Below are 26,699 nucleotides of genomic sequence, written 5' to 3' on the forward strand. Positions count from 1 at the left end.
CCTGCATGGATAAGTGAAGCTTGGCCAGCCTATGCAAAGCATAAGGAATACTTTGGAAAAGACATTGAACCTCGATCAGTTGAAGTCCTTCGGGCTGGTCATTGAAACCGGCAGCTTCTCCGCCGCGGCCGACAGGCTCGGTCTTACGCAGCCGGCGGTAAGCCTGCAGATCCGCCAACTGGAGCGCAAGCTGGCCGTGCGCCTGGTGGAGCGTGTGGGCCGGCAGGCCAAGGCCACGCCCGCCGGTGCGGCACTGCTGCTGCACGCCCAGCACATCGAGACCGCGGTGGAGAACGCCATCGACGCGTTGGCGGATCACACCAGCGGCGTGACGGGCCGCGTTCGGCTGGGCACCGGCGCAACGGCCTGCCTTTATTTCCTGCCGGGCTTGCTGCGCGGCCTGCGTGAGCGGTTCCCGGCGCTCGGCATCGTGGTGAGCACCGGCAACACCGACGACCAGGTCCGCAAGGTGGAAGAAAACAGCATCGATCTCGCGCTGGTCACGCTGCCGGCGGCGGGCCGCTCGCTGAGCGTGCTGCCGGTGCTCGACGACGAGTTCGTCGCCATCGGCCGCGGCGATCTCGCGCCGCTGAAAGCCCGCGTGGGGCCTGCCGACCTGGCCGCGCTGCCGCTGGTGCTGTTCGAGCCTGCGGCCAACACGCGCAAGCTGGTCGACCGGTGGTTTGCCGCCGAAGGCCTGCAGCCGCAGCCCGTCATGGAACTGGGCAGTGTCGAGGCCATGAAGGAGATGGTGGCCGCGGGGCTGGGCTACGGCATCGTGCCGCGCATGTCCATGGCGGGCCGCGGCGCCCACCCCGGGTTGAAGACAAGCCGGCTGAGTCCGGGCATGCACCGCACGCTGGCCATCGTGATCCGGCGTGACAAGCCGGTCAGCAAGGCCCTGCGCGTGGTGCTCGATGCGATTCTTGCGGCGGGCAAGAAGGGGAGTTCGGCCTTTACTCCGGCCGTTACTCCGGCCGTTATTCCGGCCGTCACTCCGGCGAAAAGGCCGAAGACGTAGCCCGTGCCGCGCCGCCGGGTGCGCGGCCCAGCGTGCCGACGATGAGCGCGGCAACCAGCACCAGCGCGCCGCTGAGCACCATCGCGCTCGAAATGCCGTAGTTGTCGACGGTCACGCCGCCGATCAGCGCGCCCGAGGCGATGGCCACCTGGAAGCCGCTCACGAGCAGTGCCTGGCCGGCTTCGGGTGCGTCGGGCACCGCTTCCATCATCCAGCCCGTGAGCGCCACCGGAATCAGGCCGAAGGCCACGCCCCAGATGAAGACCACGACCGCGCCCGCGACAAAGCCGCTGCCGATCACCGTCGAGAGCAGCAGCGCGGTTGCCAGCATCAGCGCCGCGAGCAGGGTGGTGCCGCGCACGCTGCGCGCCACCAGGCTACCGCCCAGGAACGTGCCGATGAAGCCCACGGCGCCGTACACCAGCAGCAGCGTGGAGACGGAGTGCGGCGCCAGGCCGAACACCTGCTGCAACAGCGGCTTCAGGTAGGTATAGGCGGCGAAATGGCCGGCAATGAAGAACAGCACGGCAAGCAGGCCGACCTGCGCCATGCGGCGCGTCAACGGCGTGAGCAGGTCGCGTGCGCCGATGGCGCGCACCGGCGGTATCGCGGGCAGCAGCCACAGCTGCACCAGCAGCACGACCGCGGCAAGCGCGCCGGTCACCGCGAACGAGGCGCGCCAGCCGAACAGCGTTCCAAGCAGGGAACCGGCGGGCACGCCGAGCACCGTGGCCGCGGACACGCCCGCCAGCACCAGCGACATGGCCCGCGCCTTCGAGGCTTGCGGCACCAGTTGCGTGGCTGCCGCCGGTGCAAAGGTCCAGAAGCCGCCCACGCACAGGCCCAGCATGAGCCGCGCAACCAGCATGGTGGCGAAGTTGGGCGCAAAGGCCGCCAGCAGGTTCGATGCGATCAGCAGCGTGGTGAGCGCGATCAGCACCGTGCGCCGGTCCAGGCGGCCCGAAGCGACGATGAGCCCGGGTCCTGCAAGAGCGGCAAGCACGCCTGGCATGGTGATCATGAGCCCCGCCGTGCCGTCCGACACATTGAGCCCGCGGGCGATGTCGGTCAGAAGGCCGATGGGCATGAACTCGGTCGAAACCATTGCAAAGGTGCCGACGGCAATCGAGCTGACGGCCAGCCAGGCGGAGCGGGTCGTCTTGACCGGCTCCGGCGATAGATCGTCGATGCAGGGGTTGCTGCTGGGTGAATTCATCATGGGAGGGTCCTGGAGTCGCACCGGCCAAAAAGGCGCGCGCCGATGCGTTGTTGCGAAAGGCTGTCCAGTGTCGAAGCGGACGGACTCTTCACAAAGGGCCTTGCCGGCAGTAGTCAGTTTCCCGGTGGCGAACAATCGCCGGTTTCAGCGCAACCTCAGGTGGCCGCCGAGCGATGCTGCAGCACCCGTCCGTCGGCGATGAAAGAGTCGCCGACCAGTACACGAAAGACCGCACCGTCGGGCAATCGCGCGCTTGCCGTCTCTGGCGTCAGCAGCTCGACGTCGAGCGCGTGCGGCTTTCCGCGTTCGAGCTGCGCGCCGTGCGGCACGAGCCAGCGCGCGGAAAAGCCTTCGTTGCCGATCACCAGCGCGCAGCGGTATTCGCCAGCGGCCAATGGCACGTCGTGCGAAGGCAGTGCCGGCGGACGCAGCGTGAGTTCGACGGAAAGATGCGGCGTGAAGGCGCGCGCCGAATCGAAGGTCGGAGGCTGCGCTGGCGGTGCACGCCGCGGCAGCTTGCCGATGAGCCACGCGATGACGTTGCCGATGATCGGCACCCACAACACCATCAGCAGCGTGCCGATGTCGCGCGTGGTCGAGCCGGGAGTTGCGTAGTGCCGCACGACCGCGCCGCCGACAGCCACGCACAGCAGAACGGCGACGATCAGCTTGCGCCGGGACTGTATGGTGCTCATGGCGGAGCGGTTGCCTGTGCGTTCACTCGCATCAGCCCGTGTTCCGCAAGCCGGCCGCCACCCCGTTGATCGAAATGTGGATGCCCCGCTGCAGCCGCTCGCCGCCTTCGCCCGCGCGGTAGCGCCGCATCAGCTCGACCTGCAGGTGATGCAGCGGGTCGATGTACGGAAAGCGGTGGCGCACCGAGCGCTGCATCTCGGCATTGCCTTCGAGGCGCTGCTTTGCGCCGGTGATCAGCGTGAGCGCGTCGGAGGTGCGATGCCATTCGGTGTCGATCATCGAGAACACCTTCTGGCGCAGCTTGCGGTCGCCTACCAGTTCGGCATAGCGCGAAGCCAATGCGAGATCGCTCTTGGCAAGCACCATGTCCATGTTGGAGAGCAGGGTGCGAAAGAACGGCCACTGCGCATACATGCGGCGCAGCAGCGCGACGCGTTCCTTGCGTGCGGCCGGCGTTGCGGCTGACGCGAGGAACTGCTCCACGCCCGAGCCGAAGCCGAACCAGCCCGGTATGGTGAGCCGGCACTGGCCCCAGCTGAAGCTCCACGGCACGGCGCGCAGGTCGTCGATCTTGTGGCTGGGGTTGCGCGATGCGGGGCGCGAGCCGATGTTGAGCTCGGCGATCTCGCGAATGGGCGTGGAGCCAAAGAAGTAGTCGCCGAAGCCCGGGGTTTCGTAGACCAGCTTGCGGTACGCCGCCATGCTCGCGGTCGACAGCTCCGCCGCCGCCGAAAGAAAGGTGGCGGGGGCCGACTTGCCCTGCGGCAGCAGCGTGGCTTCGAGCGTGGCGGCCACCAGTGTCTCGAGGTTGCGCCGGCCGATCTCGCGGTTGGCGTATTTCGAGCCGATGACTTCGCCCTGTTCGGTCAGGCGGATCTGGCCGCGCACCGTGCCCGGCGGCTGCGCGAGGATGGCCTGGTAGCTCGGGCCGCCGCCGCGTCCCACCGTGCCGCCTCGGCCATGGAACATGCGCAGGCGGATGGGGTTGGTCTTCTTTTTCTTGTTGAGCTCGTCGAACAGCGACACCAGCGCAATGCCGGCGCGGTAGAGCTCCCAGTTGCTGGTGAAGATGCCGCCGTCCTTGTTGCTGTCGCTGTAGCCGAGCATCACGTCCTGCTCAGCGCCGGAGCGTTCGATCAGCTCTGCAATGCCGGGCAGGGCGTAGAAGGCGCGAACGATGGGGGCGGCATTGCGCAGGTCTTCGATGGTTTCGAACAGCGGCACCACGATCAGGTCGCAGGTGGCGTTGCTGTTCATTGCACCGCGCAGCAGGCCCACTTCCTTTTGCAGCAGCAAGGCTTCGAGCAGGTCGCTCACCGTTTCGGTGTGGCTGATGATGTAGTGGCGGATGGCCGCCGCGCCGTAGCGGGCACGCGCAGTGCGGGCGGCCGCGAAGATCGCGAGTTCGCTCTGTGCGAGCGGCGAATATTCGGCATCGGGCACGCGCAGCGGACGTGCGTCGTCGAGCAGCTTGAGCAGCAATTGCTGCTTGGCTGCTTCGGCCAGCGACGCATACGAGGGCTCGATGCGCGCGGTGGCCAGCAGTTCGGCAATCACGGCCTCGTGCTTGTCGGAGCTCTGGCGCAAATCGACCGTGGCCAGGTGAAAGCCGAACACTTCCACCGCGCGAATCAACGGCCGCAGGCGTGGCGCGGCGAGCACGCTGCCGTGCTTTTCGTTGAGCGACTCTTCCACGGTGCGAAGGTCGGCCAGGAATTCTTCGGCCGCGGTGTAGGGGTTCTGCGGCGGCACCGCGTGGCGCGCAGCCTCGCCGCCGGTCAGGTCGCGCAGCGTGGCCGCAAGGCGCGCATACACGCCGGTGAGTGCGCGGCGGTAAGGCTCGTCCTTGCGGTGCTCGCTGGTGTCGGGCGAGCGCTCGGCCAGTGCCTGCATTTCGACCGATACATCCACCAGCGTGGCCGAGAGCGAGAGCTCTCCGCCGAGGTAGTGCACTTCGGTCAGGTAGTGGCGCAGCGCCAGCTCCGCCTGACGGCGCAATGCGTACTCGAGCGTTTCGGCCGTGACGTTCGGGTTGCCGTCGCGGTCCCCGCCGATCCACTGGCCCATGCGCAGGAAGGGGGCGACCGAAGGCACCACGCCGTTCTGGCCCAGTGTCTTTTCCAGGTCGGCATAGACGCGCGGTATTTCGCGCAGGAAGGTGGCTTCGTAGTAGCTCAGTGCGTTTTCGATTTCGTCGGCCACGGTGAGCTTGGAGAAGCGCAGCAGGCGCGTCTGCCAGATCTGCGTGACGCGGATGCGCATCTGCGTTTCGTTCTCGGCAAACTCGAGCGGCGTGAGCGCGTCCTTGCCGCCTGCGTAAGCGCTCTGGCGAAGCTTGATTTCGTCGCGCGTGGTGAGCAGCTGCGCAATGGCGCGCTCGGCGTCGAGGATGCTCTTGCGCTGCACTTCGGTCGGGTGCGCGGTGAGCACCGGCGACACGTAGCTGTGCGCGAGGGAGGCGACCACTTCGTCGGGCTTGACGCCGGCCTTGCGGATGCGTGCAAGAGCGGTCTGCAGGTCGCCGTCGGCGCTCTCGCCGGCACGCTCGGCCTCGGTGCGGCGGCGAATCAGGTGCCGGTCTTCCGCCAGGTTGGCCAGGTGGCTGAAGTAGGTGAAGGCGCGAATCACGCGCACTGTTTCGGCCGCGCTCAGGCCCTTGAGCAGGTTCTTGAGTGCGCGGTCGGCCGCATGGTCCGCGTCACGCCTGAAAGCCACCGAGAGCGTTCGGATCTTCTCGACCAGCGCGTAGCTTTCTTCGCCCTCCTGCTCGCGGATGACGTCGCCGAGGATGCGGCCCAACAGCCGGATATCGTCGATCAGTGGCTGGTCTTCGGCTTGCCGGCGCTTGGCGGGCGCAGGAGTCTTGCTGGCTTTCATTCGATGTTTTTCCTGGACTAGAAAGGAGACGTCGCCTGCGTTGCTGCGGCGCAACATGCTAGCATTCCGGCGGTCTGAAACATGTACTTTTTGGGAGCGATCTTGAGCAACATCGTGATCGCCACGCGCGAAAGCCGGCTGGCCCTGTGGCAAGCCGAACACGTGCAAGCGCTGCTGCAAGAAAGAGGCCACACGGTCAGCCTGCTGGGAATGACCACGCGGGGCGACCAGATCCTCGACAAGTCGCTCAGCAAGGTGGGCGGCAAGGGCCTCTTCGTGAAAGAACTCGAACTCGCCCTGGAAGAAGGCCGCGCCGATATCGCGGTTCATTCCCTCAAGGACGTGCCGATGGATTTGCCCGAGGGCTTTGTCCTGGCCTGCGTGCTCGAACGCGAAGACCCGCGCGACGCGCTGGTGTCGCCCCGCTATGCCTCGCTGGACGAACTGCCGCAGGGCGCAGTCGTCGGTACCTCCAGCCTGCGGCGCGTGGTGCTGCTGCGCGCCATGAGGCCCGACCTGCGCATCGAGCCGCTGCGGGGCAACCTCGACACCCGCCTTCGCAAGCTCGACGAAGGCCAGTACGACGCCATCGTGCTCGCTGCAGCCGGGCTCAAGCGGCTTGGCCTTGAATCGCGCATCCGGGTTGCGTTCGATCCCGACATCATGCTGCCGGCCGCAGGGCAGGGTGCGCTCGGCATCGAGGTGCGGGCCGACCGCGCCGACCTGATTGCATTGCTCGCGCCGCTGTCGTACCGCAGCGACTGGCTGGCCACCGCCGCCGAGCGCGCGGTGAGCCGATCGATGGGTGGCAGCTGCTCGATGCCGCTGGCGGCGCACGCGCGCTGGCAGGCCGACGGCACGTTGCGCATCGATGCGGCCTGGGGCGATCCGGAAGGCAACGCCGCGCTGGTGCGGATTCACGCCCAGGCCGAAACGGCCGATTTCGCGCAGGCAGGCGCGCTCGGCGAACGGGCCGCAGACCTGCTGCGCGGCGCAGGCGCGCACTGAGCGCAGACCAAAGACAGATGGCCGCCAAGCCCGTCATCGTCACGCGGCCGGCGCGCGAGGCCGCGCAGTGGGTGGACGACTTTCGCGCCGCAGGGCTGGTTGCTGCGGCACTGCCGTTGATCGTGATCGAACCGGCCGCCGACGCTGAACCCCTGCGGGCCGCCTGGCGCCGCATCTCGGACTATGCCGCGCTGATGTTCGTGAGCGCGGCTGCAGTGGAGCACTTCTTTTCCTATGCCGAGAAGAATGCCATTGCGGCGGGTCCGCGCTTCTGGGCCACCGGCCCCGGCACGGCGCGCGCCCTTCGGCGCGCCGGCGTGCCCGACGAAGCCATCGACGCACCGCCGCCCGATGCATCGAGCTTCGACTCCGAAGCCTTGTGGGAGCGCGTGAAAGGCCAAGTTTCGGCGGGCGTGCGGGTGCTCATCGTCCGCGGCGGCGACGCGGCGGGAAACCCGAAGGGGCGCGACTGGCTCGCCAATGAAATCGATGCCGCGCGTGGATTGCGCGACACGGTGGTCGCCTACCGCCGCCTGTCGCCCTCATTCGGCGACGAGGAGCGCGCACTCGCACTCGATGGTGCAGAAGGGCGCGCGGTCTGGCTGTTCAGCAGCTCCGAGGCCATCGCCAATTTGCAAGTGGCAATGCCCACGATCGGCTGGCAGGCAGCCAGCGCCGTGGCAACGCACGCACGCATCGGCGAGGCCGCGCGCGCCGCGGGATTCGGATCGGTGCGCGTGTGCAGTCCCCAGCGTGAGGCGTTGATCGCGTCGATAGAATCCTTCTCATGAGTGCCGCGTCTCCGTCCGACGACTTCTCCCCCCCAACTGCCGCCGCGCCGGTGCCCGCAACGCTCGTGGCGCCGCAGTCGCCAGAGGCGCTGGCGGCCGCCGCAACAACGCTCTCCCGTATCGGCTTGGGCCTGCTGGCCCTCGTGTCGCTCTCGGCATTGGCCATTGCGATTGCGCTCTGGCAGAAGGTGAGCGGCATGCAGGAGCAGCTGGCGCGCCAGAGCGCGGATGCGCAGGCCCAGTCGCTCGAGGCGCGCACGCTCGCGCGGCAGGCCATGGACACCGTGCGCGACACCGCAGCGCGCGCCGCCCTTACCGAAACCCGTGTGGCCGAAGTTGCGCTGCAGCGCTCGCAACTCGAAGAACTCATGCAAAGCCTCTCGCGTTCGCGCGACGAGAACTTGGTAGTCGACATCGAATCGGCCGTGCGCCTGGCGCTGCAGCAGGCCCAGGTCACCGGCAGCGTGGAGCCCTTGCTGGCAGCGCTCAAGTCCGGCGACCTGCGTATCGCGCGCGCCGCGCAGCCCAGGCTCGCGCCGCTGCAACGCGCCATGCAGCGCGACGCCGACCGCCTGCGCAGCAGTGCCAGTGCCGACAGCGGCGAGGCGCTGCAGAAACTCGACGAACTGATGCGCAGTGTGGACGATCTGCCGCCGCTCAACGCCGTGGCGACGCGCGGCTCCGGCGTCAACGCCTGGCAGCCCGAGCCCATTCCGGCCGATGCGGCGTGGTGGGAGCGCGCGCTGCTGACCGTGCGTGCCGAACTGCGCTCGCTGGTGCGCGTCGGCCGCATCGAGCGCCCCGAAGCCGTGCTGCTGGCGCCCGACCAGACGTACTTTCTGCGCGAGAACCTCAAGCTCAAGCTGCTCAACGCAAGGCTTTCGCTGCTCTCGCGGCAGGTGGATGCCGCGCGCAGCGAGCTCGCCACGGTGTCTGCATCGCTGAACCGCTATTTCGATCCCGCGTCGCGGCGCACGCAAGCGGCCGCCACGCTGCTGCAGCAGCTTCAGGCACAGGTGAAGACCTCCGAACCTCCGCGCATCGATGACACGCTGGCCGCGCTGGCAACCGCAGCGGCGGGGCGCTGATCATGCGGGCGGCACTCTGGCTTCTGGCGCTTTTCGCCATCGCCGCGGCGGTGGCGCTGTTCGCAGGCAACAACCAGGGCACGATCACCGTGTTCTGGCCGCCGTGGCGCGTGGATCTTTCGCTGAACCTGGTGCTGGTGATCCTGCTGGGCGCCTTCGCTTTGCTGCATCTTGCGCTGCGGGGCTTGGCGGCGCTGTTCTCTCTTCCGACCCAGGCACGCCAGTGGCGGCTGCAGCAAAAGGAACGCACGCTGCATTCGGCTTTGCTCGATGCCATGGTGCAGTTGCTCTCAGGCCGCTTCTCGCGTGCGCGCAAAGCCGCGCAAGCCGCGCTGGTGCAAGAGAAAACGCTGGCAGCGCTGGGCGCCAACCTGCCGCAGGCGCAGCAGGTCCGCGTGATCTCGCATCTGCTGGCCGCCGAGAGCGCACAAGCATTGCAAGACCGGCCGGCGCGCGATGCCCATCTGCAGCAAGCCCTCAATGAAAGCGTCGACCGGACCGTGCTGGCAAGCCCCGAGACGCGCGAGGGCGTGCAACTGCGCGCCGCGCGCTGGGCGCTCGAAGACCGCGATCCAGCAGGCGCACTGGCCCGGCTCGAAGAGCTTCCGCAAGGCGTGCAGCGCCGAACGCTTGCGCTGCGCATTCGCCTGAAAGCGGCCCGCCAGGACCGGCGCACGCTCGAAGCGCTGGAAACCGCGCGCCTGCTTGCCAAGCACCGCGCTTTTTCCGACGCCGCTGCGCAGAGCATCGTGCGCGGCCTGGCTACCGAACTGCTGGGCGGCGCGCACGACCCGGCGCAATTGCTCCGCGCCTGGGGCGAGCTCGACGCCGCCGAGCGCGAAATGCCTGAAGTGGCGATTCATGCCGCCCAGCGCATGGTGGCCCTGCGCGGCGACCTTGCCTTGGCACGCGGCTGGCTGCTGCCGGCCTGGGAGCGCATGGTGTCGCAGCCGCGGGGCCTCGGCGATGCATTGCGCGTCAGGTTGGCGCGCGCGCTCGAGGCGGGGCTCGATTCGGTGGACGCCGATTGGCTCGCCCGCATCGAGACGGCGCAACGCAACAACCCGAGCGACCCCAATCTGCAATACCTGGCCGGCATGGCGTGCATGAAGCGGCAGCTGTGGGGCAAGGCCCAGCAGCTGCTCATGCAGGCCGGCATGGGCTTGCAGGACACGGACCTTTATCGCCGTGCATGGCTCGCGCTGGCCGAACTGGCCGAGGCGCGTGGAGACGCGGAGCAGGCCGCTGCAGCGTGGAAGCGCGCGGCCCAGGCGGAGAAGGCCTGAGCATTCGGCTGCGACGTTGCTGCGGGTCGCTGTTGCCGGCAGGCATCTCTTCGTTTCCCCATAAAAAAACGGCGCCAATCGGCGCCGTTTTTTATTGCGTCAGGCCCGAGGGCCTGAGCATCTTCAGTTCACGCCTTGCGCGTCGGTCGAGGCCTTCTCGAAAGGCAGCGTCATTGCGCTGAGCTCGCGGCGGGTTTCGACCAGCACCAGCGGACCTTCATCGAGCGTGATCGCGGGCGGGCGTTCGCGCGGCACATGCACCGGCTTCGGCTCGGCCGCGATGGCGGCGCGGGCCTGTGCAATGCGCTCTGCATCGGAGTTGACCCACTGCAGACCCGAGCGCTCGGCGATTTGCGCGAGTTCGTTCAGCGGCAGTTCGAAGGGCTGAACCTTAGGCAGGGCACGGCCGTTGGCAGCGGGCTTGCTGCTGCTCTTTTCGACGGCAATCGGTGCCGCGACGGGAGCGGGAGCGAAGCTTGCCGCCGGTGCAACTGCTTCCACAGGCGCAACGGCTTGCACAGGTGCCACCGGAGCGGCAACCGGTGCAGGCGCCGCTGCAGGACGGTCGAAGTAGCTCCGCGGTGCTGCGGGTGCACGCGATTCTTCTTCGGGCATTGCAGCGCGGGCTTCGTTCGGCTCGGCCACGGCGTTGTCGGCCGATGCGCCCGCCACGTTGGCTTCGCTTTCGTCGCGCGGACCGCGTTCACGGCGGTCGCGGCCGTAACGGTCGCGCGAACGGCCGCGGCGCTCGTCGCCTTCACGGCGCGGTGCCTGATCGTTGGCATCGGTTTCGCCTTCAGCGCCCGGAGCGACGGCAGTTGCCTCGTCGGCGGGTGCCTGTGCTTCGCCGTTGGCAAAGCGCGGCTGGCCTTCATTGCGGCGCTCACGGCGGCCGTCGTTGCGCTCGCCACGCTGGCCACGCTCTTCACGGCCATTGCGCGGTGCGCGCTCGGCTTGCGAGCCGTCCTGCGGAGCGACGTTGTTGTCGTCGCCGGACGCTTCGCGCGGTGCGTCGGTGCCATTGCGCTGTTCGTTGCGCTCACCGCGTTCGCCACGGTCCGCACGTTCGCCGCGCTCACCGCCACGTTCACGGCGTTCGCCGCGGGCGCGGGGCGCGCGTTCTGCCGGGGCATTGCCTTCGTCGCCGGCGGGCGCGAGTTGCTGCGCTTCGAGGTTGCCGTCGATCAGCTCGGCCGATGCGGGCCGTGCTTCGCGGCCTTCGCCTTCGCGGCGCTCGCCGCGGCCACCACGGCGCTGTTCGCCTTCGCGCGGACCGCGTGCTTCACGGGGTTCGCGTTGTTCACGGGGTTCGCGCTGTTCACGCGGTTCGCGCGGCAGTGCGGCTTCGTTGCGCTGTTCGCCGCTGCGGCCTTCGCGGCCTTCGCGTCCTTCACCACGGCGCTCGCCACCGCGACCGCCGCGGCGTTCGCCGTCGCGGCCGCCGGAACGGCCACCGTTTTCGCTGCGGCCTTCGCCGCCGCGGCCACCGCGGCGCTGCTCGCCGTCGCGGGCGCCGCGTGCTTCGCCGTCACGGCCGGAACGGCCGCCATCACGGCGCGTGGGCTTCGGCGCTTCCACGGGAATCACGGCAGGTGCGGGCGCCGGTGCCGGCGTGCCGCCGAACCAGCTCTTGATGCGAGCGAAGAAGCCCATTTCGGCCGGTGCGGGTGCGCTTGCCACGGGCGGTGCAACCGGCGCCGGAGCAACGGCGGGCGTGCGCACGGCTTCGGGCTTGGGCGGCACCACGGGTGCCGGTGCGTCGGGCAGCACACCCTTGATGACCGGCGTCTGCTTGTTGGTCGGTTCCTGCGAACGGCGCGTGACGGCCGTCGGGTCTTCGATCTCGTCAGCCATCTTGTAGCTGGCTTCGATGTGGTCGAGGCGCGGATCGTCGTGCTTCAGGCGTTCGAGCTTGTAGTTCGGCGTTTCGAGCGTCTTGTTGGGCACCATCAGCACGGTGACGCGCTGCTTGAGCTCGATCTTGGCGATTTCAGGGCGCTTTTCGTTCAGCAGGAACGACGCCACTTCGACGGGCACCTGAACGTGCACGGCGGCCGTGTTGTCCTTCAGGCACTCTTCCTGGATGACGCGCAGGATCTGCAGCGCGCTCGATTCGGTGTCGCGGATGTGGCCCGAGCCGCCGCAGCGGGGGCAGGGGATCGACGAACCTTCGCTGAGCGCCGGCTTCAGGCGCTGGCGGCTCATTTCCATCAGGCCGAACTTGCTGATGGAGCCGAACTGCACGCGGGCGCGGTCTTGCCGGAGCGCGTCGCGCAGGCGGCTTTCGACTTCGCGGCGGTTCTTCGACTCGTCCATGTCGATGAAGTCGATGACGATCAGGCCGCCCAGGTCGCGCAGGCGCATCTGGCGGGCCACTTCGTCGGCGGCTTCGAGGTTGGTGCGGGTGGCGGTTTCTTCGATGTCGCCGCCCTTGATGGCGCGGGCCGAGTTCACGTCGACCGAGACCAGCGCCTCGGTGTGGTCGATCACGATGGCGCCGCCCGAGGGCAGCTGCACGGTGCGGGCGTAGGCCGATTCGATCTGGTGCTCGATCTGGAAGCGGCTGAACAGCGCCGCGTCGTCGCGGTACCGCTTCACGCGGGCGGCATGCTCGGGCATGACGTGCGCCATGAACTGCTGCGCCTGGTCGTAGATGTCGTCGGTGTCGATCAGGATGTCGCCGATGTCGTGATTGAAATAGTCACGAATGGCGCGAATGACGAGCGACGATTCCTGATAGATCAGGAAGGCGCCCTTGCCGCCCTTGGCCGCGCCGTCGATGGCGGTCCAGAGCTTGAGCAGGTAGTTCAGGTCCCACTGGAGTTCGGGCGCCGAGCGGCCGATGCCGGCGGTGCGCGCGATGATGCTCATGCCCTTGGGGTACTCGAGCTGGTCCATCGCCTCCTTGAGTTCGGCGCGGTCGTCGCCCTCGATGCGCCGGCTCACGCCGCCGCCGCGCGGGTTGTTGGGCATCAGCACCACATAGCGGCCAGCCAGCGAGATGAAGGTGGTGAGGGCTGCGCCCTTGTTGCCGCGTTCTTCCTTTTCGACCTGGACGACCAGTTCCTGGCCTTCCTTGATGACGTCCTGGATGCGTGCCTGGTTGGCGGAAACGCCTTCGGCGAAGTATTGCTTGGAGATTTCCTTGAACGGCAGGAAGCCGTGGCGGTCTTCACCGTAATCGACGAAACAGGCTTCGAGCGAGGGCTCGACGCGCGTCACGACGGCTTTGTAGATGTTGCCCTTGCGCTGTTCGCGCCCTTCGATCTCGATTTCGTAGTCGAGGAGCTTTTGCCCGTCGACGATGGCCAGGCGGCGTTCTTCGGCCTGCGTGGCATTGATCAGCATCCGCTTCATGATGCGTTGTCCTTATATGTATCGTTCTACCGGCCCATGACGGGCCAACGATGCACGGACGACGCCCGCGAAACGAGGGGAATTGCCGCTTGGCCCCGGATGCTGTCACTGCCGCGGCAAGCGCGAACAGGCCTCTTGAACGTCAGTTCAAGAAGACAGCCGGGGTGGGGGCGCGTGGATGGGCGCGAGCCAGATTCGGTGTTGAGCAGCTATCTTATTGATAGCTGGTTGCGCAATGGTGGCGCGCGGTGCGGATGACTCAATGCCTGAGGCCGCTGGCAAAAGCCAGGTGGGCCAACGCAGGCACAGTTGAATCAGCAGCATCAACACAAGGGACTCGCTTCGATCCGCCGGCAGCTTGGAAGCTGCAGGCTGGGTATTCCGTATCGGTGTTTCGTGGGTGTCGGCTTGACTTGGGTGCCGGGTCTGCCACTTTGCGCAATTGCGCGGGGTTTGCAGTCTCGGCGCCAAAGCGGCATCGACCTCGCAGCGTTGTCCTGGGCGTTTGACTGCAGTGATCTAAACTTCTGTCTAATCAAGCACTTACACGACCGCGCTGGTGAAAAACATTATAGGTGCGAAGCGAAGCCCCGCGGCCGCTCCAAATCCCGCAGTTCCGGATCCCGCGGCCCAAAAGGCCGTGGTGGACGCCGCAGCGCCGCACGCTTCAATCAAATTCATTACCGTGGATGCGGAATCCGCGGGCCAGCGGCTGGACAACTTCCTGTTCCGCCACCTGAAGGGCGTGCCCAAGACGCACGTCTACCGGATCATCCGGTCGGGCGAGGTGCGCATCAACAAGGGCCGGGCGCAGGCCGAAACCCGCATCGAGGCCGGCGATGTGCTGCGGCTGCCGCCGGTGCGCATATCGCCGCGCGCCGAAGAGGGCGCCACGCCGCCAGCGCCGGCGCGCGAATTTCCGGTGTTGCTGGAAGACGACGCGGTGCTGGCCATTGACAAGCCCGCCGGCGTGGCGGTGCATGGCGGCAGCGGTGTGAGCTTTGGCGTGATCGAGCAACTGCGTACCGCGCGGCCGGCCGCCAAGTTCCTGGAGCTGGTGCATCGGCTCGACCGCGAGACCTCGGGCATCCTGCTGGTGGCCAAGAAGCGCAGCGCGCTGGTCGCGCTGCAAGACCAGTTCCGCGACCGGGAAACGGGCAAGACCTATCTTGCACTGGTCGAAGGCGCCTGGCCGGCCAACAAGAAGGTGCTCGATGCGCCGCTTGCCAAATATCTGCTGCCGGGCGACGGCGCCGGTGCCGGCGAACGCCGCGTGCGCGTGGTCGCCAAGGACCATCCCGACGCGATGCGCGCCGTCACGCTGGTGCGCGTGCTGGCGCGGCTCACGCTGCCGGGCGACGCCACGCCGCTGTCATTGCTGGCGGTCACCATCAAGACGGGCCGCACCCATCAGATTCGCGTGCACCTTGCTTCGGCCGGCCACCCGATTGCGGGCGACGACAAGTACGGCGACTTCGAGCGCCAGCGCACGCTGCAAAAACTCGGCCTCAAGCGCATGTTCCTGCACGCCTGGCGCTTGCAGTTCAGCCACCCAGCGACCGGCGAGCGCGTGGCGCTGCAGGCCGGCCTGCCGCCTGAACTGCACGGCTTGATGCCCCCGCAGGCGCTCGAGGCGCTCGCCCAACATCCCACTCCCACGGCCAATGACTGATTCTTCCCGACCCCTGCGCTTCGACCTGATCGCCTTTGATTGGGACGGCACGCTTTACGACTCCACCCGGCTCATCGTGCGCTGCATTCAGGCGGCCGTGATCGATGTCGGCGGCGCCAAGCCGAGCGAAAACGATGCCGCATGGGTCATCGGCCTGGGCCTGGCCGAGGCCCTGGCGCGCGCGGCCCCCGATGTGCCAAAGGAAAAATACGCCGAGCTCGGCGCGCGCTACCGCTATCACTATCTGCAACACCAGGACGACCTGGTGCTGTTCGACGGCGTGCTGCAGATGATCGATGCCCTGCGCGCGCGCGGCCACAAGCTGGCCGTGGCCACTGGCAAGTCGCGCCGTGGATTGAACGAGGCGCTGAAAACGGTCGCGCTGCGCGACCGTTTCGATGCGTCGCGCACCGCCGACGAGACATTCGGCAAGCCGCATCCGCGCATGCTGCTGGAGCTCATGGAAGAGCTCGAGGTGCCGGCCGAACGCACCCTGATGATCGGCGACACCACGCACGACCTGCAGCTGGCGCTGAATGCCGGCTGCGCGAGCGTGGGCGTGAGCTACGGAGCGCACGAGCCCGAAAGCTTCGACGCGCTGAAGCCGCTGTTCATTGCCCACTCGGTGGCCAGCCTCGAGGCATGGCTCCTGGACAACGCCTGAGCGAAGATCTTGCGATGAGCGAAGAAGTGCCGATTCCCCTTTGCAACGCCTCGGACCTGGTCGAAGGCAGCCTCGCCGTACCGTTCGATGTGGTCTACGGCGGCGAAACCTGCCGTGCTTTTGCGGTGCGCTTCGAAGGGCAGCCGCACGCTTACCTGAACAGATGCAGCCACGTGGCCATGGAAATGGATTTCCAGCCCGACCGCTTCTTCGACGACAGCGGCCAGTGGCTGCTCTGCGCCACCCACGGCGCGGTCTACAAGCCGGACACCGGCGAATGCGCCGGCGGCCCGTGCCGCGGCGGCCTGGTGAAGATCGCCCTCAGCGAACGTGACGGCGTGGTGCACTGGCATACTGCCTGGAACCTCCATCCCCTGACCTTTTGACAATGACCGACCCGAACCGCACGGAACCTGAAGGTTTTGATCCTTTTGAGCCGGCCACTCCCATTGCGTCTTCTCAAGGCGCGCCGAAAAACATGGCCAAAGACCCCACGCAGCGTCCCGGGTGGGAGCGCGCAACGCTCGAAAAACTTGCCTTCGCCTCCTTGAACGAGCAGAAGGCCGCGCGCCGCTGGAAGACCTTTACGCGTCTGTCGTGGCTCGCCTTCTTCATCTTCCTTGTCTGGCTGGCCATGTCGCGCAGCACGCCGAGCACCGCCAAGACCACGGCCCACACGGCGGTTGTCGAGATCAAGGGCGAAATTGCCAACGGCGGCGACGCGAGCGCCGAATTCGTCATTGCCGCAATGAAGACGGCCTTTGAGGACGAGGGCGCCAAGGGCATCGTGCTGCTCATCAATTCGCCCGGCGGAAGCCCCGTGCAGGCGGGCATCATCAGCGACGAGATCAAGCGGCTGAAGGCCAAGCACAAGAAGCCGGTGTATGCCGTGGTCGAAGAAACCTGCGCCTCAGCCGCCTATTACATTGCCGCCGCCACCGACAAGATCTTCGTCGATAAGGCCAGCATCGTCGGCAGCATCGGCGTGCTGATGGACGGGTTCGGCTTTACCGGCGTGATGGAAAAGGTCGGCGTCGAGCGCCGGCTGCTGACGGCCGGAGACAACAAGGGCTTTCTCGACCCGTTCAGCCCCATGAGCGATGCGCAGCGTGCGCACGCCCAGGCCATGCTGAACCAGATTCACCAGCAGTTCATCAACGTGGTGAAAAGCGGGCGGGGCGACCGCCTCAAGCTCGACACCCCCGGTCTTTTCAGCGGGCTGTTCTGGAGCGGCGAACAAGCTGTCGAGTTCGGCCTGGCGGATCAGCTGGGCAACGTGGACTACGTGGCACGCGAAGTCATCAAGGCCGAAGAGGTGACCGACTACACGCGACGCGACAACGTGGCCGAAAAGCTCGCCAAGAAATTCGGCGCCGCCATGGGCGACGCCACGGTGCGCTCGCTGCAGTCCGCCGCCCCGGCGCTGCGCTAAGGCTTTCCCCCTGCGGCCGGCTCAGGCGGGCTGGTCGCCGCCGCTGTTCGTGTATCGGGCGGAGGCCGCAAGCGCCACGGCAAACACCACCACCACATACAGCGCGGCCGTCAGCGAACTGGCCCGTGCCAGCAAGCCGATGACTGCCGGCCCGGCCATGAATCCGAGATAGGCCACGGCCGAGACGGCGGCAATGCCGGTGGCGGGTTCGACGCCCGGCACGCGCGCCGATGCGCCGAACAGAATCGGCACCACGTTCGCAAAACCGACGCCCACGCCCGCAAAGCCGATCAGCGCAAGCCACGGAAGATTCGTCAGCAGCACCAGCGTCATGGCCGCCGCCGCCAGCACGCCGCTGCCGAGCAGCAGCGCGGCCGGCGAAAAACGGGCGCGCATGGCGTCCCCGCCGAAGCGCGCGGCCGCCATGGCCGCCGAGAAGCTCGCGTACGCCAGCGCGGCCTGCTTTTGCGGGCTGCCGAGTTCCTGCTGCATGTAGAGCACGCTCCAGTCGTAGATGGCGCCCTCGGCAATCAGGCCCAGGGCCGCCAGCACGCCCAGCACCGCTAGCGGGCCACGGGGCAGCCGGAATTTGCGGTCTGCGGCAGTTGCATCGCTTGCGGCCGGCGGGTTGGGCAGCATGCGCATCGAAGACACGGCCACCAGCAGCGCCATGGCGCCCGCAACCCACAGCAGGTGCGCCTGCGCGCCCAGGCCTGCCGCGAGTGCGGCGCTGCCGCTCGCGGCTCCGGCCATGCCGCCCAGGCTGAACATGCCGTGCATGCCGCTCATCAGCGGCGTGCCGCCATGCAGTTCGAGCTGCGCCGCTTCGGTATTGATCGCCACGTCGAACACGCTGGTCACCAGGCCGAAGGCCGCCAGCAACGCCAGCAGGGCGAGGTAGCCGGGCATGGCGATGAGCCCGGCCAACAGCAGTGCGTAGACGCAGCCGCAGACGGCCGCCATGCGCCGGGGGCCGTGGCGCCCGATCCAGCGGCCGGCGCTGGTCAAGCCGTACATCGCACCGGCACCGGCCGCGAGCATTGCGAGGCCGAGCTGGGCCTCGTCGATGCCGTAGTGGGCTTTGACGGTGGGAACGTGCACGCCCCAGGTCGCAAAGATGAAGCCGGAGGAAAAGAACTGCGCGCGAGAGGCCCAGCGGGTGCTGGCGGTGACCAGCATCGTCAACGCCCGATCGCGAACACCGCGGGCAGGCGTTCGTCCGTAGCGGTACCGGGCGCCTTGGCGCGCCAGGCCTTCACTGTTTCGCTGCGCACGTGGGCGGTTGCCAGCGTGAGGCCGCGCGCCACCGCAAGGCGGGTGTTGTGCTGGAGCGTTTGCACCAGCGCCTGGAGCAGCGCGGCGTTGCGATAGGGGGTCTCGATGAAAAGCTGCGTCTGGCCGGTCTTGAGCGCCAGCGCCTCGAGCTCGCGGATGCGGCTTTGCCGCTCGCCCGAGTCCTGGGGCAGGTAGCCGACGAAAGCGAAGTTCTGGCCGTTGAGGCCGCTCGCAGCCAATGCGAGCAGCAGCGACACCGGACCGGTGAGCGGCACCACGGCAATGCCCAGGTCATGCGCGGCGCGCGCCACCGAAGAGCCCGGGTCTGCCACTGCCGGCATGCCGGCTTCGCTCAGCAGGCCGATGTCGTGGCCTTCGAGAGCCGCAGCCAGCAAGGGCCGAGCATCGAATTGGCCGGCGTGGTCGCCCTTCTTGTGCACTTCGCGCGGCAACTCCCGGATGTCCTGCGCCTGCAGGGGAGCCGCCAGTGGAACGACGGCATCGATCCGCTTCAGGTACGCGCGGGCCGACTTGGCGTTTTCGCAGATCCAGTGGGTAATGCCGGCGGCCGCCTGCAGCGTGCCGAGGGGCAGGGCGTCCTGGAGCGGTGCCTGGGTGTCGCAGCCGAAGTCGAGCGGCGCGGGTACGAGATAGAGCTTGCCCGGCGTCACAGCAATTCGACTCCGGCGGAACGCAGCATGCGGCAGGTGCGAATCAGCGGCAGGCCGACCAGGGCGGTGGGGTCATCGCTGTCGATGGAGCTCAGCAATGCGATGCCGAGTCCTTCGCTCTTGGCGCTGCCCGCGCAGTCGTAGGGCTGTTCGGCCTGCAGGTAGCGCTCGATGGCCGCATCGCTGAGGTCCCGGAAAACGACCCGGACCGGCGCCAGATCGCGTTCGACGAAGCCTGTAGCTTGGCAAACGACGGCCACGGCAGTCTGGAATATCAGCGTCTGGCCACGCATCTTGCGCAACTGGGCCGTGGCGCGCGCGTGGTCGCCGGGCTTGCCGAGCGCCTCGCCGGCCAGGTCGGCCACCTGGTCTGAGCCGATCACCACGGCCTCGGGAAAGCGTGCGGCCACGGCGCGGGCCTTTTCCAAGGCCAGGCGCTCGGCCAGTTCGCGCGGGGTTTCGCCGGGAAGCGCGGTTTCGTCGACATCCGGGGGCTGCACGTCGAAGGGCAAATGAAGGCGGTTCAGCAATTCGCGCCGGTAGCGCGAGGTCGAGGCAAGAATCAGGGGGCGTTGCATGGAGACGATTGTGCGTGAGCCCGCAAGAGCCTTTGGCCGCACTGCGCCAATTCCCCCGGCTGGCGCGCTAGACTGGTGCGAATGAAGAGAGAATTTGTTCCCCAGCGGCTCGACGTGGCCGCCTTTGCCGCTGAAGCCGCGGTGCTTTCGGCTGACGACCCGGTACCTGATTACTCCCGTCTGGCGCAAGAACTGGCTGCGCCGGCGCCTGAAGCCCTGGTGCACTGGGAGGCGACCGGCGAGCAACGCACCGGCGCTGACGGCAAGGCCGAACCCTGGCTGCACTTGGTGGCCGAAACGACGGTGCCACTGGTGTGCCAGCGCTGCCTGGCACCGGTTGATACGCTTGTTGCATCCGACCGCTGGTTCCGTTTTGTGGCCGATGAGGCCACGGCGGATGCGGAAGACGACGAATCCGAAGAAGACCTGCTGGTCGTGAGCCGTGATTTCGACCTGCATGCCCTCATCGAGGACGAGCTTTTGATGGAAATCCCCGTCATGCCCGTCCACGAGGTGTGCCCCACGCCAATCCAGCTTTCGTCCAGCGACGAGGACTTCAAGGCGGCCGAAGAGGCCAAGCCCAACCCGTTTGCGGTGCTCGGCGCGTTGCGTTCGCGCAAGCCGGAAGAGGGTAAGTAGCCCTTTCTCGCAGGCTGGGCTATAATCATGGGCTTCGCGCGCGCCGCCGTGAGCAGCAAGACAGACAAAGGCATTCCATACATGCCCCTGTATTGCCACCGCAAGAGAGCGCATCCACTCACTCACCTAACAGTCCAGGAGCCATCATGGCCGTCCAGCAAAACAAGAAGTCGCCTTCCAAGCGCGGCATGCACCGTTCCCACAATGCGCTGGTCGTGCCCGGCATTGCCGTGGAACCGACCACCGGTGAAACGCACCTGCGTCACCACATCAGCCCGAACGGTTTCTACCGTGGCCGTCAGGTCCTCAAGAACAAGTCCGAAGCCTGATTTCGCATCCCAAGGCCGAGGCCCGAAGCTACTTTTGCTGTAGCGTCGGGCCTTTGTTTTGATGGTTACGTCTTCCTCCTCCGAATCCTCCGCCGCGCCCGCCGCAATCACGCTAGCCGTGGATTGCATGGGTGGCGATCATGGGCCGCGCGTCACGCTTGCGGCCTGCCGCGCGTTTCTCGATCGGCATGCCGAGGCCTCGCTGCTGCTGGTGGGCGCACCTGCGGCCCTGGCCCCCTTCGGCGAACACCCGCGGGCACGCATCGTTGCCGCCAGCGAAGTGGTGGGCATGGACGACCCGGTCGAAATTGCACTGCGCAAGAAGAAAGACTCTTCGATGCGTATCGCAATCCAGCAGGTCAAGGACGGTGCCGCCCAAGCCGCGATCTCGGCCGGCAATACGGGCGCGCTGATGGCAATTGCGCGCTACCTGCTCAAAACGCTCGACGGCATCGACCGCCCGGCGATCGCTCCGCAACTGCCGAACATCAAGGGCGGCGCCACCACCGTGCTCGACCTGGGTGCGAATGTCGATTGCGACGCCGAAGATTTGTTGCAATTTGCCGTGCTGGGCTCGGCGCTGGTTTCCGCGCTCACGGGCAACGAGTCGCCTTCGGTCGGCTTGCTCAATGTGGGCGAAGAAGCCATCAAGGGCAGCGAAACAATCAAAAAAGCGAGTCAACTGCTTCGTACTGCAGCTAATTCCAAAGATCTCAACTTCTACGGAAACGTGGAAGGCAACGATATCTTCAAGGGCACGACCGACATCGTCGTGTGTGACGGTTTTGTCGGGAACGTTGCGCTGAAGGCGAGCGAAGGCGTCGCGTCGATGATCGGCGAATTCATTCGCGTGGAATTTTCGCGGAGCATTTTCACCAAGGCTGCGGCTATCGTTGCCTATCCGGTGCTAAAAGCGTTTAAAAATCGCCTGGATCATCGTCGTTACAACGGTGCGGCCTTGTTGGGCTTGCGCGGGCTGGTTTTCAAGAGCCATGGCTCGGCTGACGAAGTGGCTTTCGGCCATGCGCTGGATCGCGCTTATGATGCCGCTCGCAACAACCTGCTCGATCGCGTGCGGGCCCGCATCGCCCACGCCGCGCCTTTGCTCGCGCGGCAGGAGCCAGCGGTGCCAGCGGACGCGACGGCCCTTCACGCTTGATGAGCCCTTATTCACGCATCACCGGCACTGGCAGCTATCTGCCTCCGCGCCGGGTGACCAATGACGACCTTGCCAAGGAATTGGCAACGCGCGGCATCGAAACCTCGGATCAATGGATCGTCGAGCGCACCGGCATCCACGCGCGCCATTTCGCGGCGCCCGAGGTGACGAGCAGCGATCTCGGCCTTGAAGCCGCCCGAAGCGCCCTCGAGGCTGCGGGACGCAAGGCGGAAGAGGTCGATCTGATCATCGTGGCCACGTCGACGCCCGACATGGTGTTTCCGTCGTCGGCCGCCATCCTTCAGAACAAGCTCGGCATCGCCGGTTGCCCTGCGTTCGACGTGCAGGCGGTCTGCAGCGGCTTTGTCTATGCGCTGACCGTGGCCGACGCCATGATTCGCACCGGCACCGCGCGTTGCGCGCTGGTGGTCGGCGCCGAGGTGTTCTCGCGCATTCTCGATTTCAACGACCGCACCACGTGCGTGCTGTTCGGCGACGGCGCCGGCGCCGTGGTGCTCGAAGCGAGCGAAGAGCCCGGCATCCTGGCGAGCGACCTGCATGCGGACGGCAAGCACGTCGGCATTCTTTGCGTGCCGGGCCATGTGTCCGGCGGCAACGTGCTGGGTACGCCCCTGCTGCATATGGACGGCCAGGCCGTGTTCAAGCTCGCAGTGCGCGTGCTCGAAGAAGCCGCGCGTGCCACGCTCGCAAAGGCCGGCAAGACCGACGCCGACATCGACTGGCTCATTCCGCACCAGGCCAACATCCGCATCATGGAAGGCACGGCCAAGAAGCTGAAGCTTCCGCGCGAAAAGCTCATCGTCACGGTCAACGAGCACGGCAATACCTCGGCCGCCTCGATTCCGCTTGCGCTTGATGAAGCCGTGCGCTCCGGCAAGGTGAAAAAGGGCGAAACCGTCATGCTCGAAGGCGTGGGCGGTGGCTTCACCTGGGGCGCGGTGCTATTGAACTTGTAGCGTGTTGCGGCGCCTGTAGGGGGCCGCAGTGCGACATGACGCTTTAAAACAATGAAATCCTTCGCTTTTGTCTTTCCGGGTCAGGGCTCGCAGGCGGTCGGCATGCTCGACGCCTGGGGCGACCACCCGGCCGTTGTCGAAACCTTGCGCGAGGCCTCCGAGGCGCTGGGCGAAGACATTGCCACGCTGATCAAGAACGGCCCCAAGGAAGAACTGGCGCTCACCACCAACACCCAGCCCGTCATGCTGGTGGCCGGCGTGGCGGCTTGGCGCGCCTGGCTGGCCGAAGGCGGCGCAGCCCCTTCCGTCGTGGCGGGACATTCTCTGGGCGAATACTCCGCGCTGGTGGCGTCCGGCGTGCTCACGCTGGCGCAAGCCGCGCCGCTGGTGCGGTTTCGTGCGCGGGCCATGCAGCAGGCGGTGCCTGTGGGCACCGGCGCCATGGCCGCCGTTCTGGGCATGGAAGCTGGCAAGGTCGTGGCGGGCTGCGCGGAAGCCACCGCGTCTTTCGGCGCGGGCAGCGGCGAGATCGTCGAAGCCGTGAATTTCAACGATCCGATGCAAACCGTGATCGCGGGCAGCAAGGCGGCCGTCGACAAGGCCTGCGAACTGCTCAAGGCCAATGGGGCCAAGCGCGCGTTGCTGTTGCCCGTGTCGGCGCCGTTCCATTCGAGCCTGATGAAGCCCGCGGCCGAAGCGCTGCGCGAAAAGCTCAGCACCATCACCCTCGCCGCGCCCCAGATTCCGGTACTCAACAATATTGACGTGGCCGTGGAAACCGATCCGGCCCGCATCCGCGAAGCCCTGGTGCGCCAGGCCGCCGGCCCGGTTCGCTGGGTTGAAAGCGTGCAGGCCTTGAAACTGCGCGGTGTAGCCGCCATCATCGAGTGCGGGCCCGGCAAGGTGCTGGCCGGAATGGTCAAGCGCATCGCCCCCGAGCTCGAAGCCGCGTCGGTGTACGACCCGGCAACGCTCGCGGACACCCGACAACTGCTCGCCGCCTGAACGGCGAAAGGCCCGGACACTTCTTTTATGAGCATTCCCAAATTCGAAGGGCAAGTCGCCCTGGTCACCGGCGCATCGCGCGGCATTGGCGCAGCCATTGCACTCGAGCTCGCCCAGCGCGGCCTCAAGGTGGTCGGCACCGGCACCACCGAAGAAGGCGCGGCCAAGATCACTTCGGCGCTCAGCGCCTTCGGCGGCCGCGGCCGCGCACTTGACGTGAACGACGGCGCCGCCGTCGAGGCCCTGATCGACGAGATCGTGAAGGCCTATGGCGCCATCCACGTGCTGGTCAACAACGCCGGCATCACGCGCGACACGCTCGCCATGCGCATGAAGGACGAGGATTGGGATGCTGTGCTCGCCACCAATCTCAAGGCTGTGTTCGGCCTTTCGCGTGCGGTGATTCGCCCGATGATGAAGCAGCGCTACGGCCGCATCATCAGCATCACCAGCGTGGTCGGCGCCTCTGGCAATGCAGGCCAGGCCAACTACGCGGCAGCCAAGGCCGGCGTTGCCGGCATGACCCGCGCGCTGGCACGTGAACTCGGCAGCCGCAACATCACGGTCAACTGCGTCGCGCCTGGTTTCATCGAAACCGACATGACCGCCAGCCTGCCTGAGGCACAGCAACAGGCGCTGCTCCAGCAGATTCCGCTGGGCCACCTGGGCAAGCCGGCCGACATCGCGCATGCGGTGGCGTATCTCGCATCTCCGCAGGCTTCCTATGTGACGGGGCAGGAACTGCACGTCAACGGCGGCATGCACATGTAATTGGCCGCAAGGCGCAATCTTTCCCCGTCCCGGGTGCACGGCAAATGCCACAATGCGCCCGGCTAAAATCCACCGATTACCTACAACCCTCAGAGGGAACCAAATGAGCGATATCGAAGCACGTGTCAAGAAAATCATCGCCGAGCAACTCGGCGTGGAAGAGTCCCAAGTAACGAACGAAAAGGCCTTCGTGGCCGACCTCGGCGCGGACTCGCTCGACACGGTCGAACTGGTGATGGCACTCGAAGACGAATTCGGCATTGAAATTCCGGATGAAGACGCCGAGAAGATCACCACGGTGCAAAACGCCGTCGACTACGCCACCAAGAATCAAAAGGCCTGATCGGGCCGGCTGCAACTGCGACGGCCGGCGGCGCTTCTTTCAAGCACCGTACGCGCCGCCAGCAGCTGTTCAGCGCTTCCAGAAAGGTTTGCCGGCATGACCAAACGCCGCGTCGTCGTGACCGGACTCGGTTGCATCGCTCCTGTCGGAAACACCGCAACCGAGTCCTGGGCCAACCTGTTGGCCGGGAAGTCGGGCATTGCGAACATCACCGCATTCGATGCAAGCGCCTTCGCCTGCAAGTTCGCAGGTGAGGTGAAGGGTTTCGACATCACCCAATACATCTCGGAGAAAGAAGCGCGCCACATGGACCGCTTCATTCATCTGGGGCTTGCCGCCGCCATCCAGGCGGTGCAGGACAGCGGACTGCCGACCGGCGAAGCGCTGTCGTACGAAGAAGCCGTGCGCATCGGCTGCAATATCGGCTCTGGCATCGGTGGCCTGCCGATGATCGAAGAGACGCATGGCGAATACGCCAGCCGCGGCCCGCGCCGCATTTCGCCGTTCTTCGTGCCGGCTTCGATCATCAACATGATCTCGGGCCACGTGTCGATCAAGTACGGCTTCAAGGGCCCGAACATTGCCGTGGTCACCGCCTGCACCACCGGCCTGCATGCCATCGGCACCTCGGCGCGCATGATCGAATACGGCGATGCCGACGTCATGATCGCGGGCGGCGCCGAGTCGACCATTTCTCCGCTCGGCATCGGCGGCTTTACCGCGCCGCGTGCACTGAGCACGCGCAACGACGATCCCGCCGCGGCCTCGCGTCCGTGGGACAAGGACCGCGACGGTTTCGTGCTGGGCGAGGGCGCCGGCGTGCTGGTGCTCGAAGAGTACGAACACGCCAAGGCGCGCGGCGCCAAGATCTACGCGGAAGTGGCGGGCTTCGGCCTGACCGGCGACGCGTACCACATGACGGCGCCCGACGTCGACGGCCCGAGCCGCTCGATGGCCATGGCGCTCGCCAATGCGGGCGTGAATGCGGACCAGGTGCAGTACCTGAATGCCCATGGCACTTCCACGCAGATCGGCGACCTCAACGAGACCAATGCGGTCAAGAGGACTTTCGGCGATCACGCGAAGAAGCTGGTCGTGAACTCGACCAAGTCGATGACCGGCCACTTGCTGGGCGGTGCCGGTGGCATCGAGTCGGTGTTCACGGTGCTCGCACTGCATCACCAGAAGAGCCCGCCGACCATCAACATCTTCAACCAGGACCCGGAGTGCGACCTCGACTACTGCGCCAATACGGCGCGCGATCTCAAGATCGATGTCGCGGTCAAGAACAACTTCGGCTTCGGCGGCACCAACGGCACGCTGGTGTTCAAGCGCGCTTGAGCGTTGCTCTTTCATGCACAGCGCACCGTCGGTGACCTATCCGGTGGGGCGCTCGCGCGGCGCAACCCGGATACTGATTGCCACCTGGGCCCTGGGCGCCTGCTGCGCAGGCCTCTCCTGCTATCTCTTCGATAGTGCGGGCTGGCGCCAGCTGCTCCTGGTTCTGAGTGTTCTGTTCGCCGGCATCGCGGCCGCGCTCGGCCTGCGAAGCGACGGCGCTGGCGTGTTGCACTTCGACGGGCTCCATTGGACCCTGACGGGTACCGACTGGGGCCGCGCCGTTCATGCCGCGCAGGCTTCCGTGGCGCTCGATCTTCAATCGCTGCTGCTGGTCCGACTGACCGAGCCAGGCCGCGCCGCGCGTTGGATATGGATTGAACAGCGCGCCCAGCCTGAGCGCTGGCGCGATTTGCGCCGTGCGGTATATTCGCGCCCCCCGTCCGCCTCGCCTGCCGCAGAGCCTTGGCGGGGGACCGTGCCGGCCGACGCGCCCTGAACCT

General features: G+C 66.8%; 25 protein-coding genes. 18 read left to right on the forward strand and 7 right to left on the reverse strand.

Annotation, left to right across the window (positions count from 1 at the left end):
* Positions 1-31 precede the first annotated feature (31 nt).
* Positions 32-1,021 (forward strand): LysR family transcriptional regulator, encoded by a 990-nt coding sequence (locus V9K97_RS06735; protein WP_337317142.1) that lies wholly within the window; start codon positions 32-34, stop codon positions 1,019-1,021.
* On the opposite strand, the gene V9K97_RS06740 is transcribed toward V9K97_RS06735, so the two are convergent.
* The 3 genes from V9K97_RS06740 to ppc form a co-directional block, all read right to left on the reverse strand.
* Positions 993-2,240: an MFS transporter gene (locus tag V9K97_RS06740; protein ID WP_337317144.1), complete on the reverse strand. Its 1,248-nt coding sequence runs from the start codon at positions 2,238-2,240 to the stop codon at positions 993-995. The genes V9K97_RS06735 and V9K97_RS06740 overlap by 29 nt on opposite strands.
* Before the next feature lie 155 nt (positions 2,241-2,395).
* A complete protein-coding gene (locus V9K97_RS06745) occupies positions 2,396-2,935 on the reverse strand; it encodes a hypothetical protein (RefSeq protein ID WP_337317146.1) in 540 nt (179 codons plus the stop codon).
* Positions 2,936-2,966: 31 nt separating this feature from the next.
* Positions 2,967-5,813, reverse strand: coding sequence for a phosphoenolpyruvate carboxylase (gene ppc, locus V9K97_RS06750; protein ID WP_337317147.1), 2,847 nt, complete (start codon positions 5,811-5,813; stop codon positions 2,967-2,969).
* 81 nt (positions 5,814-5,894) lie between these two features.
* On the opposite strand from ppc, the gene hemC reads away from it, so the two are divergent.
* The 4 genes from hemC to V9K97_RS06770 are packed head-to-tail and all read left to right on the forward strand — an operon-like array spanning position 5,895 to position 9,986.
* The gene (gene hemC / locus V9K97_RS06755) at positions 5,895-6,821 is read left to right on the forward strand and encodes a hydroxymethylbilane synthase (RefSeq protein ID WP_258504717.1); all 927 of its coding nucleotides are present in this window, start codon (positions 5,895-5,897) and stop codon (positions 6,819-6,821) included.
* A 17-nt stretch (positions 6,822-6,838) separates the two neighbouring features.
* Positions 6,839-7,612 (forward strand): uroporphyrinogen-III synthase, encoded by a 774-nt coding sequence (locus V9K97_RS06760; RefSeq protein WP_337317149.1) that lies wholly within the window; start codon positions 6,839-6,841, stop codon positions 7,610-7,612.
* Positions 7,609-8,700, forward strand: coding sequence for a uroporphyrinogen-III C-methyltransferase (locus V9K97_RS06765; protein ID WP_337317151.1), 1,092 nt, complete (start codon positions 7,609-7,611; stop codon positions 8,698-8,700). The genes V9K97_RS06760 and V9K97_RS06765 overlap by 4 nt, the downstream gene beginning before the upstream one ends.
* A 2-nt stretch (positions 8,701-8,702) precedes the next feature.
* Complete coding sequence (locus V9K97_RS06770; protein ID WP_258504722.1) at positions 8,703-9,986, forward strand: heme biosynthesis protein HemY; 1,284 nt, start codon at positions 8,703-8,705, stop codon at positions 9,984-9,986.
* 123 nt (positions 9,987-10,109) lie between these two features.
* Here the strand turns inward: V9K97_RS06770 and V9K97_RS06775 are convergent, their stop codons facing one another.
* Complete coding sequence (locus tag V9K97_RS06775; RefSeq protein WP_337317154.1) at positions 10,110-13,343, reverse strand: Rne/Rng family ribonuclease; 3,234 nt, start codon at positions 13,341-13,343, stop codon at positions 10,110-10,112.
* Between the two features lie 559 nt (positions 13,344-13,902).
* Between V9K97_RS06775 and V9K97_RS06780 the strand changes: the two genes are divergently transcribed.
* The 4 genes from V9K97_RS06780 to V9K97_RS06795 are packed head-to-tail and all read left to right on the forward strand — an operon-like array spanning position 13,903 to position 17,111.
* Positions 13,903-15,015 carry an RluA family pseudouridine synthase gene (locus V9K97_RS06780; RefSeq protein ID WP_258504726.1) on the forward strand — a complete coding sequence of 371 codons (1,113 nt, stop codon included), beginning with the start codon at positions 13,903-13,905 and terminating at the stop codon, positions 15,013-15,015.
* Complete coding sequence (locus V9K97_RS06785) at positions 15,008-15,679, forward strand: HAD family hydrolase (protein WP_126745738.1); 672 nt, start codon at positions 15,008-15,010, stop codon at positions 15,677-15,679. Before V9K97_RS06780 ends, V9K97_RS06785 begins: the two co-directional genes overlap by 8 nt.
* A 14-nt stretch (positions 15,680-15,693) precedes the next feature.
* A complete protein-coding gene (locus V9K97_RS06790) occupies positions 15,694-16,065 on the forward strand; it encodes a Rieske (2Fe-2S) protein (RefSeq protein WP_337317156.1) in 372 nt (123 codons plus the stop codon).
* A gap of 2 nt (positions 16,066-16,067) precedes the next feature.
* Positions 16,068-17,111: a S49 family peptidase gene (locus V9K97_RS06795; protein ID WP_258504729.1), complete on the forward strand. Its 1,044-nt coding sequence runs from the start codon at positions 16,068-16,070 to the stop codon at positions 17,109-17,111.
* A gap of 21 nt (positions 17,112-17,132) precedes the next feature.
* Here the strand turns inward: V9K97_RS06795 and V9K97_RS06800 are convergent, their stop codons facing one another.
* Genes V9K97_RS06800 through V9K97_RS06810 form a run of 3 tightly spaced genes read right to left on the reverse strand, consistent with a single transcriptional unit; the run spans position 17,133 to position 19,635 of the window.
* On the reverse strand, positions 17,133-18,290 hold the full coding sequence (locus tag V9K97_RS06800) for an MFS transporter (RefSeq protein WP_337317159.1): 1,158 nt from the start codon (positions 18,288-18,290) through the stop codon (positions 17,133-17,135).
* A gap of 2 nt (positions 18,291-18,292) precedes the next feature.
* Positions 18,293-19,057, reverse strand: a complete 765-nt coding sequence (locus V9K97_RS06805; RefSeq protein ID WP_337317160.1) for an SAM-dependent methyltransferase — start codon at positions 19,055-19,057, stop codon at positions 18,293-18,295.
* A complete protein-coding gene (locus V9K97_RS06810) occupies positions 19,054-19,635 on the reverse strand; it encodes a Maf family protein (protein WP_337317162.1) in 582 nt (193 codons plus the stop codon). The genes V9K97_RS06805 and V9K97_RS06810 overlap by 4 nt, the downstream gene beginning before the upstream one ends.
* A gap of 81 nt (positions 19,636-19,716) precedes the next feature.
* On the opposite strand from V9K97_RS06810, the gene V9K97_RS06815 reads away from it, so the two are divergent.
* The 9 genes from V9K97_RS06815 (at position 19,717) to V9K97_RS06855 (ending at position 26,695) form a co-directional block, all read left to right on the forward strand.
* A complete protein-coding gene (locus V9K97_RS06815; protein ID WP_337317164.1) occupies positions 19,717-20,274 on the forward strand; it encodes a YceD family protein in 558 nt (185 codons plus the stop codon).
* 146 nt (positions 20,275-20,420) lie between these two features.
* Positions 20,421-20,603, forward strand: coding sequence for a 50S ribosomal protein L32 (gene rpmF, locus V9K97_RS06820; protein WP_007830466.1), 183 nt, complete (start codon positions 20,421-20,423; stop codon positions 20,601-20,603).
* Between the two features lie 61 nt (positions 20,604-20,664).
* Positions 20,665-21,762 (forward strand): phosphate acyltransferase PlsX, encoded by a 1,098-nt coding sequence (plsX, locus tag V9K97_RS06825; protein ID WP_337317166.1) that lies wholly within the window; start codon positions 20,665-20,667, stop codon positions 21,760-21,762.
* A complete protein-coding gene (locus V9K97_RS06830) occupies positions 21,762-22,739 on the forward strand; it encodes a beta-ketoacyl-ACP synthase III (RefSeq protein ID WP_337295562.1) in 978 nt (325 codons plus the stop codon). Before plsX ends, V9K97_RS06830 begins: the two co-directional genes overlap by 1 nt.
* 51 nt (positions 22,740-22,790) lie before the next feature.
* Positions 22,791-23,744, forward strand: a complete 954-nt coding sequence (gene fabD, locus V9K97_RS06835) for an ACP S-malonyltransferase (protein WP_337317168.1) — start codon at positions 22,791-22,793, stop codon at positions 23,742-23,744.
* Between the two features lie 27 nt (positions 23,745-23,771).
* On the forward strand, positions 23,772-24,515 hold the full coding sequence (gene fabG / locus V9K97_RS06840; RefSeq protein WP_337317170.1) for a 3-oxoacyl-ACP reductase FabG: 744 nt from the start codon (positions 23,772-23,774) through the stop codon (positions 24,513-24,515).
* Between the two features lie 103 nt (positions 24,516-24,618).
* The gene (acpP, locus tag V9K97_RS06845) at positions 24,619-24,858 is read left to right on the forward strand and encodes an acyl carrier protein (protein ID WP_007830471.1); all 240 of its coding nucleotides are present in this window, start codon (positions 24,619-24,621) and stop codon (positions 24,856-24,858) included.
* A gap of 96 nt (positions 24,859-24,954) precedes the next feature.
* Entirely contained in the window at positions 24,955-26,199 is a 1,245-nt protein-coding gene (gene fabF / locus V9K97_RS06850) for a beta-ketoacyl-ACP synthase II (protein WP_337317172.1), read from the forward strand.
* Between the two features lie 13 nt (positions 26,200-26,212).
* Complete coding sequence (locus V9K97_RS06855; RefSeq protein WP_337317174.1) at positions 26,213-26,695, forward strand: hypothetical protein; 483 nt, start codon at positions 26,213-26,215, stop codon at positions 26,693-26,695.
* The last annotated feature ends 4 nt before the right edge of the window (positions 26,696-26,699 follow it).

It is taken from the genome of Variovorax sp. CCNWLW186 (assembly GCF_037203865.1).
In the GTDB taxonomy this organism is placed as follows: Bacteria; Pseudomonadota; Gammaproteobacteria; order Burkholderiales; family Burkholderiaceae_C; genus Variovorax.

Coding starts and splice junctions, on each gene's coding strand:
- V9K97_RS06735 (WP_337317142.1), top strand. CDS start 32: ATGCAAAGCATAAGGAATACTTTGGAAAAGACATTGAACCTCGATCAG.
- V9K97_RS06740 (WP_337317144.1), bottom strand. CDS start 2,240: ATGATGAATTCACCCAGCAGCAACCCCTGCATCGACGATCTATCGCCG.
- V9K97_RS06745 (WP_337317146.1), bottom strand. CDS start 2,935: ATGAGCACCATACAGTCCCGGCGCAAGCTGATCGTCGCCGTTCTGCTG.
- ppc (WP_337317147.1), bottom strand. CDS start 5,813: ATGAAAGCCAGCAAGACTCCTGCGCCCGCCAAGCGCCGGCAAGCCGAA.
- hemC (WP_258504717.1), top strand. CDS start 5,895: ATGTACTTTTTGGGAGCGATCTTGAGCAACATCGTGATCGCCACGCGC.
- V9K97_RS06760 (WP_337317149.1), top strand. CDS start 6,839: ATGGCCGCCAAGCCCGTCATCGTCACGCGGCCGGCGCGCGAGGCCGCG.
- V9K97_RS06765 (WP_337317151.1), top strand. CDS start 7,609: ATGAGTGCCGCGTCTCCGTCCGACGACTTCTCCCCCCCAACTGCCGCC.
- V9K97_RS06770 (WP_258504722.1), top strand. CDS start 8,703: ATGCGGGCGGCACTCTGGCTTCTGGCGCTTTTCGCCATCGCCGCGGCG.
- V9K97_RS06775 (WP_337317154.1), bottom strand. CDS start 13,343: ATGAAGCGGATGCTGATCAATGCCACGCAGGCCGAAGAACGCCGCCTG.
- V9K97_RS06785 (WP_126745738.1), top strand. CDS start 15,008: ATGACTGATTCTTCCCGACCCCTGCGCTTCGACCTGATCGCCTTTGAT.
- V9K97_RS06790 (WP_337317156.1), top strand. CDS start 15,694: ATGAGCGAAGAAGTGCCGATTCCCCTTTGCAACGCCTCGGACCTGGTC.
- V9K97_RS06795 (WP_258504729.1), top strand. CDS start 16,068: ATGACCGACCCGAACCGCACGGAACCTGAAGGTTTTGATCCTTTTGAG.
- V9K97_RS06800 (WP_337317159.1), bottom strand. CDS start 18,290: ATGCTGGTCACCGCCAGCACCCGCTGGGCCTCTCGCGCGCAGTTCTTT.
- V9K97_RS06810 (WP_337317162.1), bottom strand. CDS start 19,635: ATGCAACGCCCCCTGATTCTTGCCTCGACCTCGCGCTACCGGCGCGAA.
- V9K97_RS06815 (WP_337317164.1), top strand. CDS start 19,717: ATGAAGAGAGAATTTGTTCCCCAGCGGCTCGACGTGGCCGCCTTTGCC.
- rpmF (WP_007830466.1), top strand. CDS start 20,421: ATGGCCGTCCAGCAAAACAAGAAGTCGCCTTCCAAGCGCGGCATGCAC.
- plsX (WP_337317166.1), top strand. CDS start 20,665: ATGGTTACGTCTTCCTCCTCCGAATCCTCCGCCGCGCCCGCCGCAATC.
- V9K97_RS06830 (WP_337295562.1), top strand. CDS start 21,762: ATGAGCCCTTATTCACGCATCACCGGCACTGGCAGCTATCTGCCTCCG.
- fabD (WP_337317168.1), top strand. CDS start 22,791: ATGAAATCCTTCGCTTTTGTCTTTCCGGGTCAGGGCTCGCAGGCGGTC.
- fabG (WP_337317170.1), top strand. CDS start 23,772: ATGAGCATTCCCAAATTCGAAGGGCAAGTCGCCCTGGTCACCGGCGCA.
- acpP (WP_007830471.1), top strand. CDS start 24,619: ATGAGCGATATCGAAGCACGTGTCAAGAAAATCATCGCCGAGCAACTC.
- fabF (WP_337317172.1), top strand. CDS start 24,955: ATGACCAAACGCCGCGTCGTCGTGACCGGACTCGGTTGCATCGCTCCT.
- V9K97_RS06855 (WP_337317174.1), top strand. CDS start 26,213: ATGCACAGCGCACCGTCGGTGACCTATCCGGTGGGGCGCTCGCGCGGC.